The organism is Metabacillus rhizosphaerae, assembly GCF_037201795.1.
Classification (GTDB): domain Bacteria; phylum Bacillota; class Bacilli; order Bacillales; family Bacillaceae; genus Metabacillus; species Metabacillus rhizosphaerae.
Window position 1 is genome coordinate 3,555,388 of the sequence record NZ_CP147403.1, and the last position, 15,996, is coordinate 3,571,383.

The following is a 15,996-nucleotide window of genomic DNA, read 5'->3' on the forward strand; positions in this document are numbered from 1 at the left end:
GTTCTGCCCTAACAATAAACCAAAAAAACTGGTCACATCTTGGTCACGGATTAGATGTTTTTAAATAGTATAAGATAAAATTAAATGATATATAACCAGTTAAAAAGTGCATTAAATCAAGACTTTAAACCATTAGATAACACTAAATGAAACCAAAAAGGATACGTGCCTCTAACTTCAAAACTTCTTGAGACCTGCGTGTGTGGTCTGGTGGGTTCGATTCCCACGCAGTCCCGCCAAAAACATTGTCACACTAACATTTTCAAGCGTTTTGATAAATTGGATTCAAGAGGTGTTTTACCGACAGACTGTCTAGGGTACTATCAAACAGACTGTGGAGCCTCTTTTGCTGTGTTGGGAATCACCGATGAAGCGAAGGAGGCTTTTTTATGGCAGAACAAAGCAAAAGAAAAGGAATGAAGACGGTATCCAGCCGGCTATTTTATCGATGAATATGGTTCGGAAAAATATTCAAATGAACGGTGAAGAAATTAAAGCGTAGCATCATCAATTTAGTCAGGCAAATAATTTATTACCTAGTGTGATATTAAGATATTAAGAATGAGGTTTGTGCTTGGTCATCTAAGTCTGCTAATGAGGGAAGATACTGGTATATATAGTTGTAATAAGCTTTTCCCATATAAAAAATTGAAATAAGAAGTGATACAGAAAATAAGGAGAAAAAGGAAAAGAATAATGGCCTCCAGACTTCACCCTTAATATCATTAAGGTTTGAGAGAAGAAACACAAAACCTCCTGCGAGCAAGGTAACAATACTTAGTGGCACAGAAATACGGGAGTTTATTTTCTCTTTGTTATCTAATTCAAGGAAGTACATCTCCTTAAAAAGTTCAAAATTCTGCTTGTTAATTTTAATTCCTCCAATTCTACTATTTTTACATATTGGTAGATTTTACCTCCGAACTTTGCGCCTGTCTACCCTTTAAAAGGAAAGGAGAATTGAGCATAATATATCAGCCAAAGACTTTACATCACAAGAGATAGCATGTATGCTCTTGGCATTAATGAGCGTGATATTCATATTGATAAGCAAAGTGGTAAAGCTTCAATAGACCTTAATACCAAGCTTTGAAATTGCGTTTGCGTAAAGGAGATACGTTATACATTCATTCATTAGATAGTCTAGGTCGTTACAAAGAGATGATACTAAGTAAGTGGAATGATACCACAAAGAACATTAAAGCACTTATTGTCGTGATCGAAATGCCCTTATTGGATACAGCGGTAATACAATGATTCGATCGGTTCTTTTGTAGCTGACATGGTATTACAAGTATTATCATGGGTTGCGGAAGAAGAGAGAACTAAGATTAAGGCTCGTCAAGCTGAAGGCATAGCTTCAGCAAAGGAACAGGGTGAACACCTAGGAAGACCAAAGACTTCTATTACATCTGAATTTTGAGCAAGCTTATAAGCAATGGAGAGCAGGAGATATCACTGTAGTAGAAGCAATGAAGATATCAAATATGAATAAGGCTAATCTATCGAAGGGTTAAAGAATACGAAGCAAGTTAAAAGACTCCTTACGGGGTCTTTTCTTTATTAATGTTGGGGATATGGGGGCATATTTCCACATATTCACTAGGCTCTTGGGGAGGAAACAGGATAGGCTGATCCATCCACACGTCACAATTTTTCCGAACCTTATTCGATTAATGAAATATCGATTTTATTCATAACTAAGTTCAATATCAAAGGGTTATAACTTTAACATCGTTTTATAGAGTAGTTCCCACTCATGCACTAATTTTTGTAAGTTTGTAGTATAATGGATACATACAATTCTTAGGGAAAACGGTGATAATAATGAATAGCAACTTTTCATTTTTCCAAGGGAAATGGGATGTACTTGCTAACTTGGGAGAGACAGCTGAGAGAAATGTATATCACGACCCACATACGACAGTAATGAAGCTTCGTTTATTTGCGGAGACATTAACGAAATTTGTACTTGCCGCAGAAAACATTAAAGAAGCATATGGGACAACACAGATGGATCGTATTAATACACTTAGACGAGAAGGTTTACTTGAGCCAGAGTTAATCGATATCTTTGAAATCCTAAGAAAAAAAGGTAATTTGGCGATGCACGAAGCTGGCTATGGGAAAACTGAAGATGCCAAAGCATTCCTCCAATTAACCTACCGCTTATCAATTTGGTTTATGGAGGTATATGGTGATTGGGATTTCCAAGCACCAGAATACATAGAGCCTAAGGAAGAAGTAGAAACAGATACAAAGAAGCTTCAACAAGAATATGAGGAAAAAGTTAAGAAATTTGAAGAAGAATTAGAAAAAGCACTTCAGAAAGCGGAAACTGAAAAAGCAGGCGTTAAAGCAGATCGTAAAAGAAAGTCCAAAACCTTTATGCGTCGTCAACAATTAACCGAAGCAGAAACACGTACGATTATTGACGGAAAACTACGTGCAACAGGATGGGAAGTTGATACTACTGTCTTAAATCATCAAAAGAATGGTACGCTACCAGAAAAAAACCGAAACATGGCAATCGCTGAGTGGAGGGTTGATGGTGGAAGAGTAGACTATGCTTTATTCATTGGATTTAAGCTCGTTGGATTTATCGAAGCAAAAGCCCAGAAAAAAACCATTCCAAGTGCGTTGGAAAGTCAAACGAAAATCTATGCTAAGAATGTTGTACAGGTTGACACAGAAGTGATCATACCAACGACTAGTGAATACAAAGTACCCTTCTTATACGCTACTAATGGTCGTCCTTTTCTAAGACAGCTACAAGAAGAGTCAGGCATTTGGTTTTGGGATTCTCGTAAACCACTAGAACATGCTCGTCCGTTAGAAGGTTGGCATTCTCCTGCAGATTTAGATCTTATTCTTAGTCAAGAATATCTGGGAGCTAACAAACGATTAGAAGAAGAGGATATCACGAAGTTTGGTTTACGTCACTATCAACAAAGTGCAGTCCTTGCAGCTGAGGAAGAACTTATAGAAGGGAAAAGAAGAATGCTCATTGCGATGGCAACAGGTACAGGGAAAACTCGTACAGCGATCGCACTTATGTACCGATTAATTAAATCGAAAAAATGTCGTCGCATCCTGTTTCTAGTCGATCGAACCTCTCTAGGAACACAAACAGAAGATGCATTAAAAGATACAAAAATTGAGGGATACTCATTTGCGGATATATACGATATAAAATCATTAGAAGACATTACCCCAGAAGTTGAAACCAAAGTACAAATTGCAACGGTTCAAGGTATGGTTAGAAGACTGTTCTATAGTGATAATGAAAAACTCCCGAGTGTTGGTCAGTATGATTTTATCATAGTAGATGAGGCACATCGTGGGTATACGAGTGATCGAGAAATGTCTGAAGAAGAATTAGAATTTCGTGACCAAAATGATTACGTGAGCCAATACAGACGTGTTCTTGACTACTTTGATGCCGCTAGTTTAGGACTTACTGCTACACCAGCACTTCATACAACGGAAATATTCGGAATGCCGATTTTTAAATACTCATATAGTGAAGCAGTGTTAGATGGATATTTAGTAGACCATGAGCCTCCCTACTTGTTTAAGACAGAACTTTCACAAGCTGGAATCGTATTTGAAAAGGATGAAGAAGTAGAGGTATATGATGTTGATAAAGGTGAGATTCAATTAGAGAAAATAGAAGATACGGTTCGGTTTGAAGTGGAGCAGTTTAATAAGCGAGTTATTACTGAACCATTTAATCGAGCAGTCCTAAATAAATTAGCCGATTACATTGATCCAACAGGAAAAGAGAAGACACTAATCTTTGCTGCAACTGATCAACATGCGGATTTGGTTGTCCGTCTCTTAAAGGAAGGGTTTAAAGAGCGTGGTGATGAAATTGAAGATGATGCTATTGTTAAAATTACAGGGTATATATATAAGCCATTAGAAGCAATTAAACGATTGAAAAATGAGCGTCTGCCCAATGTAGTTGTTACAGTAGATCTACTCACCACAGGAATTGATGTTCCAACTATCACAAATTTGGTATTTTTACGTCGAATACAATCTCGTATTCTTTATGACCAGATGCTTGGTCGTGCGACTCGTCTTTGTCCAGACATTGGGAAAACACACTTTAACGTGTACGATGCTGTTGGTATTTATGATAAATTGCAAAATTATACTGAGATGAAACCTGTCGTAAAACGACAAAATTACAGTATAGGTGACCTGTATGAATCACTTGCGAATGCAACAACAGAAGAGGAACTAACTTTTTGCCGTGAACAATTGGTAGCAAAAATTCAGCGTCGTAAGCAAAGACTGAATGAAGAAGGCAAGAAAAAGTTCAAAGAGTTATCGAACGGAAAAGATGTTGATGAGTGGGTAAAAGAAGTTCAATCATATACCCCACAAGAAGCAAAACAGCATACCATGTTATTTGAATATATGGAAACGTATCGAGTAACAGGAGAGAAACGATATATCTCTAATAAAGAAGATAAAGTGGAAGGTGTAATTCGAGGATACGGAGAGGGAAACAAGCGCCCAGAAGATTATTTGGACGGCTTTGTTCAGTTTATCAAAGAAAACATAAACGAAATTCCTGCACTACATATTGTATGCACACGTCCAATAGACCTAACTCGGAAGGATTTACGAGAATTAATTACGGTTCTAGAGACAAAGGGCTTTAAGCAATCTCATTTACAAACAGCTTGGAAACAGACGAAAAACGAAGAAATTGCAGCGGATATCATAAGCTTCATACGTCAAGCTGCGTTAGGTGAAGCGCTTGTTGATCACGAAACGAGGATAAAACAATCAATGCAGAAAGTCTATTCCTTGCATGACTGGACACCGAGGCAGAAAAAATGGTTAGAGAGAATCGAAAAACAATTACTTCAAGTCCCAGTATTAGCCCCGACACCACAGGAAGCTTTTACTGAAGAGCCTTTTCTTAGTCAAGGCGGGTATAAGTTGTTAAAGCGTGAGTTTGGTGATCTTATTGATACTGTTGTGAAAACAATAAATGAGAATCTATATATTAGTTAAAAATCGTGCCCTTCATTGAGGCATTTTATAAGTAATAATAGGTAGGTTGCTTTAATTAGTTGATTATAGGTTTAACGAGGATTTATAGAAGAATCTATTTAAAATAAGTATATTAAGATTGCAGGAGGTAGGAAATGAACAACCAAGAAATCGTTCAAAAGCTATGGAATTTATGTAACGTGTTACGTGATGATGGGATTACATATCAACAATATGTGACGGAATTGACGTATTTATTATTTCTAAAAATGATGAAAGAACAAGAGACAGAAGATGTTATTCCAGAAGGCTATCGTTGGAATGACTTATTAGAGCGAGAAGGCTTGGAGTTAAAGACGTTCTATCAGCGACTGTTACTTGATTTAGGAGGTAGTGAAAATAACCAGTTAAGTCTTATTTATAGTGATGCTTCTACTAGTATTGGCGAACCGAAAAATCTCGAGAAAATTATAAAATCGATAGATGCACTTGATTGGTACAATGCGAAAGAAGAGGGTTTAGGAAATCTATACGAGGGTCTATTAGAGAAAAATGCCAGTGAGAAGAAGTCAGGTGCAGGTCAGTACTTTACACCACGTGTATTAATTGATGTAATGATTCAATTAATTGACCCGAAAATTGGCGAGCGCTGTGCTGACCCAGCGGCTGGAACCTTCGGTTTCATGATTGCTGCAGATCAGTATCTAAAGAAAAAGACAGACAACTATTTCGATGGGGTAAGTCCAGAACAAGCAGAGTTTCAGAAAAAAGAAGCTTTTACAGGAATGGAGCTTGTTAAGGATACACATCGTCTAGCGTTAATGAACGCATTGCTTCACAACATGGAAGGGCGATTAGAACAAGGTGACTCATTATCTAGTCAAGGTAAGTGGATGAAGAATTTTGATGTTATCTTAACAAATCCACCGTTTGGTACAAAAAAAGGCGGAGAACGGGTATCTCGTGATGATTTAACATATGAAACATCCAACAAACAACTTAACTTTTTGCAGTTAATCTATAAAGCATTAAAAGAAAATGGACAAGCTCGTGCAGCAGTTGTGTTGCCAGATAATGTTCTGTTTGAAAGCGGCATTGGTGAGCAAATTCGTCATGACTTGATGAACAAATGTAATCTACACACTATTTTACGCTTGCCACCAGGTATATTTTATGCACAAGGTGTTAAAACGAATGTCTTATTCTTCACAAAAGGAACAATAGACCAAGATAACACGAAAAACGTTTGGGTATATGACCTCCGAACAAACATGTCTTCATTTGGGAAACGTAATCAATTAACTATGGCTCATTTTGAAAACTTCATGAAAGCGTATATCGCAGAAGACCGTTCTGAGGTGGAAGATGAACGTTGGAACAAGTTTACTCGAGAAGAAATTGCAAAAAAAGGTGATAGTTTAGACATTGGATTGATTGCAGATGAGTCATTATCATCATACGAAAACTTACCAGACCCTATTGAATCGGCAGAAGCAGCGATTGCGAAACTTCAACAAGCAATGGATTTATTAAATGAAGTGGTAGAAGAACTTCGAGCAGTTGAGGTGAGCGAGGATGAGTAAGAAGAAAGTTCACACGTTGAATGAACTACTAGAAAAGGTGTTAGTGCCAGAAGATGAGCAACCTTATGATATTCCTGAGAATTGGGTATATGTAAGATTGGGGAAAGTAGTTGAATTTCAAGGTGGTAGTCAACCCCCTAAATCTGTTTTTAAAGATGAACAGCTGGATGGTTATATTAGGTTAATCCAAATAAGAGATTTTAAGTCAGATAAATTTAAAACATATATTCCTAAAGAGCTTGCAAAAAGAACTTTTGAAGAAAATGACGTCATGATTGGGAGATATGGTCCACCAGTATTTCAAATTTTAAGAGGATTAAGTGGCGCTTATAATGTTGCTTTAATGAAAGCAACACCAATTAAATGTTTAATGGATAATGACTATTTATATTATTTGTTACAAGTTCCTTTTATCCAAAATCCTGTTATCAAAGAATCTCATAGAACAGCAGGACAAACTGGCATAAGAAAGGAACTTATTGAAGATTTTGTTATCGGCCTTCCTCCTATGAAAGAACAAAAACGGATTTCTGAGAAAATAAAACGTTTTTTAAGTAAAATTGAAGAAGCGAAGCAGTTGATTGAGGAAGCGAAGGAAACGTTTGAACTTCGTCGAGCTGCCATTTTAGATAAGGCATTTCGTGGGGTATTGGGGACAAATGATAGTAAGGAAGAAAGTGTGATTAAGGTATTAGGAACGGACAAAATTAACAATGATGTGAACGAACCATTCGAAATTCCTGAAAACTGGGTTTGGACAAAATTAGAAGATATAAGCGAATATATACAAAGGGGAAAGTCTCCTAAATATGTTGAATTATCGAATGTGAAGGTGGTGTCGCAAAAATGTGTACAATGGAGTGGTTTTGATATTAATCCAGCTAGGTTTATCGATGAAGAAACGATTAAGAATTACACAAAAGAACGTTTACTCCGAAAAAATGATATACTTTGGAACTCCACGGGTACAGGAACTATTGGAAGAGTTGCAATCATAAATGAATTAGAAGGAATTGTAGTAGCTGATTCACATGTGACTATAGTAAGAAGCGATAATATTATGAATAGTCGTCTGTTATTTAGATGGTTGTCAGGACCCTATATTCAAAACAAACTAAAAAACGCATGGAGTGGAAGTACAAATCAAGTTGAATTAAATTTAACGACTGTAAAACAACAACTAGTTCCACTTCCTCCTCTCAATGAACAAGAAAGAATAGTGGAGAAAGTAGATTATGTTTTAAGTAAATTAGAAGAAGAACAAAAGTTAACTCAAACTACGTTTGATAATTTAGAAGCTATGAGAGAATCAATCCTTTCAAAAGCCTTCCGAGGGGAACTTGGAACAAATGACCCGAGTGAAGAAAATGCGATTGAATTGCTGAAAGAAGTTCTAGAAGAGCAATTGAAATAAAAATACATTGAGGCATCAAGAGTTGGATTCTCTTTTTATCACGTCAAACATTAACTGATTCTATTACGCAGCTGTCTTCATCAATCTTTTTGAATTGCAATGGTAAATTAATTCCCATATAATGAAATCAAGATTACGGTCTAAGTTCGAAAAGTGACCGTTACACTGAACGGATGCAAGACAGCGGTATATAGAGTAGCTCAGCAGGATAGAGCAACGGCCTTCTTAGCCGTCGGTCGGGAGTTCGAATCTCTCCTGGGACGTCCAGTTTTATAACGTTGTCGTGAAAGAACTTTATATGATTATCGTACAATTTTGCAATATTGTATTAGAGATACTAAAGTGAAATATTTGTTAGATATAACGAGAGACATTATTTATTCATGGTTGGAACAGATGAACGTCGCTAATACAACTAAATTGACGCGTTTAAAGTGCTTCAAGGCATTTCTTGGTCGCTGTTTTGACAATGGTTGGTTTGCTAATAAGTTCTGGCGGTCGGTCAATATCAAAGTAGATATGGAAATCAAAGTAGGTGCAACGGATGAGGAAGTGAACTTACTGCTATCTGTTTTAGATTATACAAAATTTATTGATTTAAGAAATGCTACGGCAATTTTATTGATGTATCGGTGCGGATTACGGATTGGAACAATCGCACGTATGAGAGAACAGCACGTTGATTTTGTTAATCAGAGACTGCGGCTTGACGGAGAAGTTATGAAAAATCATAAAGGTTTAATTTTACCGATAGATAATCAAATAGCTTATTTATTAGAAGTTATGGTGAAGCAGAATAGTTTAATTAGAAGTGAATTTAAAGAGGTTAATGATAACTTATTTATCACAGTTAAAGGAAAGCCAACATCAAATTCTATTACGTCAAATTCAATTCAAAAGCAACTTAGAAAATACACACTAAAGTACGGAATCAATAATATAAACCCTCATACTTTAAGACGAGGATTTGCTAAAAATATATATGCAAAATCAAATGACTTACTGTTGGTGTCAAAAGCATTAAGTTTTGGAGATGGAATATAGTTGAATATTTTACAACTATTTATAGTATTTGGAAAAATTACATGATAAAATTTCTAAAAAGAGTGTGGCGGTGTTGTAATGAGTGCAATTGAAACCCAAACTGATATATATAAAGATTTAGAAGATTGGTATGTAACAGAAAAACCGTTATTTGATAGTTTATCTAAAAAAGTAGGTTCTTTAATTGAAGATATTTTAGAGAAAAATAATGTAGAATACCACTCTATAACTTTTCGTGCTAAAGATGTAGAAAGCTTGATTACTAAAGCAAAGAGTAAAAAATATAAAAACCCAAAAGAACAAATTCAAGACTTTGCTGGTATAAGAATTATTACTTTTGTTAAATCAGATGTTACAAAGGTATGTAATTTGATTAAACCAGAATTTATTATTGATGAGAAGAATAGTTCAGATAAAGGTGAGGAATTGGGTGACGATAAAGTTGGATATCGTTCAGTTCATTACATAGCTAAATTTAACGAGGCAAGGACAAGTTTATTCGAGTACTCACATTTTAAAGATAAGTGTTTTGAAATTCAAATTAGGACCATTTTAGAACACGCTTGGGCAGATATTTCTCATGATAGAACCTATAAATTTAATAATTCGTTACCAGAAAAAAATGATATAAAAAGAAGATTTGCACTAGCAGCAGCAAGTTTGGAAATGGTTGACAGGGAATTTGATAGGCTTTCAAATGAACTTGAAGAGTACTCAATTGAGATAACGAATGATACAGTAAAAGGGAACTTAGAACATGAAATTGACGGAACGTCTTTAATGGCATATGTACAAAATAAGTTTAGTATTCCAATAGCTAAAAAAATGATAAAACCAACATTTATGAAAAGTGAAAAAAATGTTATAGATGAATTGGGACAAATGGGAATAAATACACTAAACGACCTTGATAATATTATTGATAAAATAGTAGAAACGAAAAAAGTATCGATTGATGAAATAGTGATAGATTCTTCTAACTTATTGGGTTTATTTAGAAATATTATGATTATTCATGATCCAGAAAAGTACTTTGAGAATGCATGGCAGGGTAAGTGGTCGGGGATAGATCATGATGATATTGAATACTTTGGCAAGTTTGGTTTAGATTATCTGAAGATAGCAACAAATTATGGACTTTCTTTAGAAGAAGATGAATATGAAGATGAAGATGAATATAAGTGACCGTTTTTCGCATATGATCTGAAGCGTCCTATTATGCCTTCCGTGCCGCTCGCGGAACCGATATATTGTTTGCCGTTCGTCGTGTCAAGGATAACATAAACGCCCGCAACGGCACTCAGCATGCTGTGGGCATCTGGGAAGTCTACCACCTTTTTCAGCTCCTCGTGCTTGAGGATGAAGTCAAGGTAACCAGGGAAATGACGGACGTATCCTTTTGGGAGGATTCAATAAAGTCCTTGTCGTTTCTAGGGAACTTCTGGTTCCATGGATGGCTCCCTTTCCCCAGTAGATGACCAGACGGTCCCTCCATTCGTCGAACAGTTGAACCCTTTCGAGGACGTAATAGTAATTCCGGTTTGGCTTAAAGATGTCGTAATGATGAAAATCTTCGGTAAGGGGGGGTTCCTTAGCAGGATTTACTCCGTCGACCTTGTAGACACCGATGAATTTCTCGTAGGTCTTCGTTGCCCAAGGAATGAGAACAGGTAAATCACAGTCATGGAAATCCGGGTCTTCCTGGTAACTCTGATAGATTTCAAGCTGTCCCTTCTGATGGAGAAGGGGAAAGTCGTATCCTCTTTTCTTGTCGCTATGGCGAACGATCTTGATTCGTTGATTAAGATCGAATCCATACGCTTTCAGCAACATGCTCAATTTCATCTCTTTCACCCCGTCCCCAGTGTATCAGTCCGGGAGGTAATTGGGAAGATTTACAATAAAGCTGGGCACTATTAAAAAGAATGGCATCCTCGGAATAGGCATACAGGGGTCTTGTGCGTCGTTCCACTTCATGCCGGGCTGGGAGATATGGATCACTTTTTTCCCTTGCACAGAAATTCCCTTCATTTTTACGACGTTTTGATTGGAAGCCAAAAGAAGTTCTTCAGCAAAGGTGGTAGAGGAGAGCAATCTATCGAATTCAGGGACGAACACTCTTTCTGTGGGTGCAAAAGTAATAAATGAAAGCTTGGAAAGCCTATTAAAAGGTTTTCCAAGCTTTTTTATTTGATACTAACTACTAGTTTTAATTACAGAGCTCTTTATTCAGTGTAATAATTTATTGTAGAATGTTAACAAAACTAGTGATAGTATTTAAATAAAATAGAAAAATTAAATGAGGGAATAAGCATGTCAGAGCAAACTATACAAAATGAATTATACTCATACAATGTTATTATTTTGGATAAATATGAATGTTTTAGTTTAGGTTCAACAACTATTAAAGATTTAATGGATACAAAAAAAATTAAGAAAGTTAATGTTGCGAAAAAAATATTAGATAAAAAACCAGATGTACTAATTTTAGATAAATTAAAGAATATAATAATTTATCAAGAACAAAAAGTGCCTAAAAAATTCAAATCAGAATCTGATATTCAGAAAGCTATTGATCAACAAATTCATGTAGCGAAATCATTATCTGCAAAAATATATATAGTTTCTGATGGAGACCAATTTATTTGGATTAATCCGTTAACTAGTGAAAAAATTCTAGATAATAAAGGGAACCCTATTGATTTTCAGGTTAAACCAAAAGAAAATGCAAAGCAATTAGTTAAATTAATTAATGAAATTTGTTTGTCTATAGATAAAGATAATAATCAGATTTTAAACAAAGAGTATTTAGACCCAACTGATTTAGCGCAAAAAATAAATGGTATTTTGAAAAATTTAACATTTGCATCTGCAAAAATGTCTTTATATACATTTGTAGAGGTATTCTTATTTAAATATTTATCTGATATTGGTATTCTTACTGGCGACAATTCATTTAATTATACTTATAATATGTATGCTGATGAGGAATGTTCGGATGCAAAGGTATTAGGTAAATATTTAGAAGGGCCTCGTCAGACAATGAAAACATTGTTCCCAACAGGTGAAGACGGAACAACGATAATAAACGGTAAAGTTTTCCACTCTGAAAGAGATATCTATAATAATTATATTAGTAAGGACAATACTGATATGATTTTTAAACAGGTCATTATTGAATTTAAAAAGTACGAAAAAAGAAAAGGGAAATTTTTGGATATAAGCAAAGATTTCAAATCTAAACTCTTTGAAACATTCATGAAAAATAGCGATGATAAGACTGATATGGGCCAATTTTTCACACCATTAAAAGTAGTAAAAGAAATGACTAATATGGTTGAAATTAAAGAAGGAATGAAAATATGTGATCCAGCATGTGGTGTAGGGAAATTTTTATTAGAAAGTATAGCTGATGATATCGATGATTACTTTTACATGGATGATCATAATAAGTTAGTTAAGAAAGTTGAGCTTTTTGGATACGATAAAATGATGTCCGCTGGCGATGACATTACAACAATTTTAGCTAAAGCTAATATGCTAATATATTTTTCTAAGTTATTTAGGGAAAATAATTCATTGCCAGAGGTGCAGTACTTGGCTAAGGAATTATTGAATGAAACCTATACTTTAAGTAAATCCTTATTAGGAACTTTGGAGAAAGTACACAAAAATAGATATCAAATTATCTTTGCAAATCCGCCTTATTATCAATCAAAAACTATGAAAGATGAGGCGAACAAAACGGAAGAATACACATTGGGTGGTTCAGGTGTAGAATCATTGTTTATGGAGTGGATTGCAAAATCTTTAGATTATGGTGGCATAGCAAACATTGTTATCCCAGATGGAATTTTATCTAATTTAGCTAATAAGAAACTTAAAGAATACATATTAAAGTTTTTTAATATAGAGAGTATTATTTCTCTACCTGTAAATACTTTCTTCAATACGCCTAAAAAGACTTATATAATGACTTTGAAAAAGAAATCCAAAAATCAAATTAATAACAATGTGAAACAAGACTACCCAATTTTCACTTATATATGTACATCTATTGGTGAGAGTTTAGATGCAAATCGATTTGATATTGAAGAAAATGACTTGCATGAAGCAGTGTGTAAATACAACAACTTTAAAAATTTATCAAACAAAAATGAAATAGATGAACCTTTCAAAAGTTATTTTGAATCAGATTTGAAGTATAAAGCATTATTGCCAGTTGAATTAAAAAAAGATATAAGTTGGATCATTGAAAATTGGTGGTCTGAGGAAGATAAAGTAAAAATTGGATTAAAGAAAGAAAAAGATACTTCTACTATTGAAGATTTCCAAACCCTTTTAACTGAAACCATTGACTTGATAAATGATTTTAAGGAGGAATTGGATTGTCTGAAGTAGTGTTTAAAGATATAAAACTCAATGATATCTTTATTTTAAAAAGAGGTAAAGTAATTTCGAAAGAATATATTAAAAATTTTAAAGGACAGTACCCTGTTTATTCTACTCAAATAGATCAACCTTTAGGTTATATAACAGATAATATGTATGAAGGCAAATTTTTGATTTGGAATACAGATGGTTTAGCTGGATATATAAGAATTATTAATGGTAAATTTTCAATTACAAATATAGTAGGTATAATGTCATTTAAAGAAGAATTTTCACATCAAAATATCTCGTTAGAATATATAAAGTATCATTTGGAACCCATTTTTCGAAAAAACATAAAAGGTAGAATGGGTGAAAAAGGGAAAAATGAATATAGTAAACTGAATAGTACGATGATAAAAGAGTTAGATATAAAATTACCATTTCCCATTAACGATGAAGGGGAAATCGATTTAGAGACGCAAAAAGTTATAGCTAATAAATACGAAAAAATTATGGCTATGAAGGAGTTATTAAAAGAAAAAAAGAATGAAATAGAGGCTCTAAGTATTTCTTTCCTTGAAGATTCTGATTGTAAGGCAATGAAAATTACAGAACTATTTACGCCGAAATTAGGAGATGGTAAGTATACGCAAAAGTATTGCTTGCAAAATTCGGGAGAATACCCATTATATTCAGGAAATACAACTCAGAAATTTAGTTTAATTAATAAGTATAATTATGAAGGAGAATATTTAACTTGGGCTAAAGATGGACTTGCTGGATACCTTATGTATCACAATGAGAAATTTGCAATTACAAATCATAGAGGTATTCTAATTCCTACTGACCAAGGTCAAAAAATTAATCTTAAATATATAAAGATAATTTTGGAGCCAATTTTCAGGAGAAATATTAAAGGTCGTTTGGGTATAGAAGGTAAGAATGAATACACTACTCTTAGTAAAGATATGATTAATAAATTACAGGAGAAGATATTGATTCCAATAAGGGAAGATGGAAGTTTTGATTTAGAAAAACAAGTTGAAATTGCTAGCAAGCACGAGAGGCTAATGGAGATTAAAGAAAAGATAGTTAATCAATTAAATGAATTATTATCTAAAGAAATAGAAATATAAATACTGTTTGAAGAGCATAGAGACGTGAATTAGTCTTTATGCTCTTTGCTAATTGTTATAATATTTAAATGATTGGTTTACTTGGAACTTAGTTTTCTTTCAGTGGTAGTGCTTTGAATTTTGGAAATGGAGAATACTTATTTAAAGTTCCTTTGATTGAAATTGAATTGGAATGAAAAACATTTTGCTGCTCCAGATGAAATTCTAATTTACTTGGCACTTATGGATAAGTTCTTAAATGGGGAAAAATTGAATATTCTAAAGAAATTTGAAAAAAGATCAAGGCACTAACTGAGTATTAAAAGGAATCATACCTGCTCTAGTTTATCAAAAGATGTGTATATATTCTTGTAATTAAAGAGGGTTTTGGGGTTGTTAAATAAAATTATCGGAGCCATGAAGAAATCTTGTGAAACCCTTATAACATAATGGATTAATCTGGTGGCAGAATGGTGGTAAACCAAGCATATTGCCACCAATTACATCTGTTTAATTCATAAAGAGAAAATAATTGAACATTCTCTCCAAAATCTGCAAGTGATTCCTTAATATGCGTTTCACAACTTTTCATCATCAGCTCAGCTTTAGGGGTAGCTCTACAATCATTGCTGTAGCTTCCATAACCAGATCAGTTGTTGCCGTTCTTGAATCTCACGATTTGGACTTACTTCCCAAATTTCAAGCTCATATTCAAATTGCTGTCTCTTGAATGTTTCCGCATATGTTTCATAAACATGTCCCTGAACAATTATCATGACCTTACTTTTCATAATTTCAGGCATCGACTCTCCAAATTCAACAAATTTCAAGAAATCCTCGAAGTAGCGGGCATATGATGCTTGCTGGATCGCCAGATTCAATCATTTCCTCTTCAGGCATGTATGGATACATAAAAAATAGAAATTTAATTAATGTGAAAAATTTATCACTCTAAAATTACAGTTTAATTCTTATTCATAACTAGACACATTGCGTTAGAAAAATTACATAAATTTTACAATTAATTAATAAAGGTTTATCATTCATATGATCTAATAGTCTTAGTTTTAATTTCACAGTTAAGACAATAAAACAAATTAATATAATCAAGAAAGGAATTATTAAATGACTATTGGAAAACGATTAAAAGATATAAGAGTAAGTAAAGGTTTAACACTTAAGGAAGTTGAAAATGCATTAAGTATTACCAGTCTCCACGGGTTGGAACAAGGAAAATACAAATCCTTTAAATGTGAACATTTAGTAATCTTATCAGAGTTTTATAATATATCTCCACTCTATTTATTAGGGTTAGAAGAAGATACTTTTAATATTGAGTCTAAGTGGTTGGTATTAATACAAAAGTTGAAACAGCAAAATATATCGCCTAGAGATGTTATGAAAAGTGTCGAAAAGTATAAAAATATTTCAATATCTAATTAGAATTAATAGT

Annotated in this window: 10 protein-coding genes, 1 tRNA gene and 2 pseudogenes; 11 read left to right on the plus strand and 2 right to left on the minus strand. The window is 34.0% G+C overall.

Going from position 1 to position 15,996, the window contains the following annotated elements; genetic code table 11:
- Positions 1-346: 346 nt before the first annotated feature.
- From WCV66_RS17370 to WCV66_RS17405, 8 genes and pseudogenes are all read left to right on the plus strand, one after another.
- On the plus strand, positions 347-502 hold the full coding sequence (locus tag WCV66_RS17370; RefSeq protein WP_338786282.1) for a hypothetical protein: 156 nt from the start codon (positions 347-349) through the stop codon (positions 500-502).
- A gap of 504 nt (positions 503-1,006) precedes the next feature.
- Positions 1,007-1,536: pseudogene (locus tag WCV66_RS17375) on the plus strand (recombinase family protein).
- A 291-nt stretch (positions 1,537-1,827) separates the two neighbouring features.
- Positions 1,828-5,034 (plus strand): type I restriction-modification system endonuclease, encoded by a 3,207-nt coding sequence (hsdR, locus tag WCV66_RS17380; RefSeq protein WP_338786283.1) that lies wholly within the window; start codon positions 1,828-1,830, stop codon positions 5,032-5,034.
- A 134-nt stretch (positions 5,035-5,168) separates the two neighbouring features.
- Positions 5,169-6,596 (plus strand): N-6 DNA methylase, encoded by a 1,428-nt coding sequence (locus WCV66_RS17385; protein ID WP_338786285.1) that lies wholly within the window; start codon positions 5,169-5,171, stop codon positions 6,594-6,596.
- Positions 6,589-8,010 carry a restriction endonuclease subunit S gene (locus WCV66_RS17390; RefSeq protein ID WP_338786286.1) on the plus strand — a complete coding sequence of 474 codons (1,422 nt, stop codon included), beginning with the start codon at positions 6,589-6,591 and terminating at the stop codon, positions 8,008-8,010. The genes WCV66_RS17385 and WCV66_RS17390 overlap by 8 nt, the downstream gene beginning before the upstream one ends.
- Positions 8,011-8,204: 194 nt before the next feature.
- A tRNA-Arg gene (locus WCV66_RS17395) sits at positions 8,205-8,277 on the plus strand.
- Between the two features lie 75 nt (positions 8,278-8,352).
- Positions 8,353-9,054 (plus strand): site-specific integrase, encoded by a 702-nt coding sequence (locus WCV66_RS17400; RefSeq protein WP_338786287.1) that lies wholly within the window; start codon positions 8,353-8,355, stop codon positions 9,052-9,054.
- 78 nt (positions 9,055-9,132) lie between these two features.
- Complete coding sequence (locus tag WCV66_RS17405) at positions 9,133-10,239, plus strand: hypothetical protein (RefSeq protein ID WP_338786288.1); 1,107 nt, start codon at positions 9,133-9,135, stop codon at positions 10,237-10,239.
- Between the two features lie 180 nt (positions 10,240-10,419).
- Here WCV66_RS17405 and WCV66_RS17410 read toward each other — a convergent pair whose 3' ends face one another.
- Complete coding sequence (locus tag WCV66_RS17410) at positions 10,420-10,908, minus strand: hypothetical protein (RefSeq protein WP_338786289.1); 489 nt, start codon at positions 10,906-10,908, stop codon at positions 10,420-10,422.
- Positions 10,909-11,367: 459 nt separating this feature from the next.
- Here WCV66_RS17410 and WCV66_RS17415 point away from each other — a divergent pair, with 459 nt between their 5' ends.
- A complete protein-coding gene (locus WCV66_RS17415) occupies positions 11,368-13,455 on the plus strand; it encodes a class I SAM-dependent DNA methyltransferase (protein WP_338786290.1) in 2,088 nt (695 codons plus the stop codon).
- On the plus strand, positions 13,443-14,564 hold the full coding sequence (locus WCV66_RS17420) for a restriction endonuclease subunit S (RefSeq protein ID WP_338786291.1): 1,122 nt from the start codon (positions 13,443-13,445) through the stop codon (positions 14,562-14,564). The genes WCV66_RS17415 and WCV66_RS17420 overlap by 13 nt, the downstream gene beginning before the upstream one ends.
- A gap of 508 nt (positions 14,565-15,072) precedes the next feature.
- Here the strand turns inward: WCV66_RS17420 and WCV66_RS17425 are convergent.
- A pseudogene (locus tag WCV66_RS17425) lies at positions 15,073-15,452 on the minus strand (DUF3900 domain-containing protein); the annotation flags it as partial.
- Between the two features lie 216 nt (positions 15,453-15,668).
- On the opposite strand from WCV66_RS17425, the gene WCV66_RS17430 reads away from it, so the two are divergent.
- Positions 15,669-15,986 (plus strand): hypothetical protein, encoded by a 318-nt coding sequence (locus WCV66_RS17430; RefSeq protein ID WP_338786292.1) that lies wholly within the window; start codon positions 15,669-15,671, stop codon positions 15,984-15,986.
- The last annotated feature ends 10 nt before the right edge of the window (positions 15,987-15,996 follow it).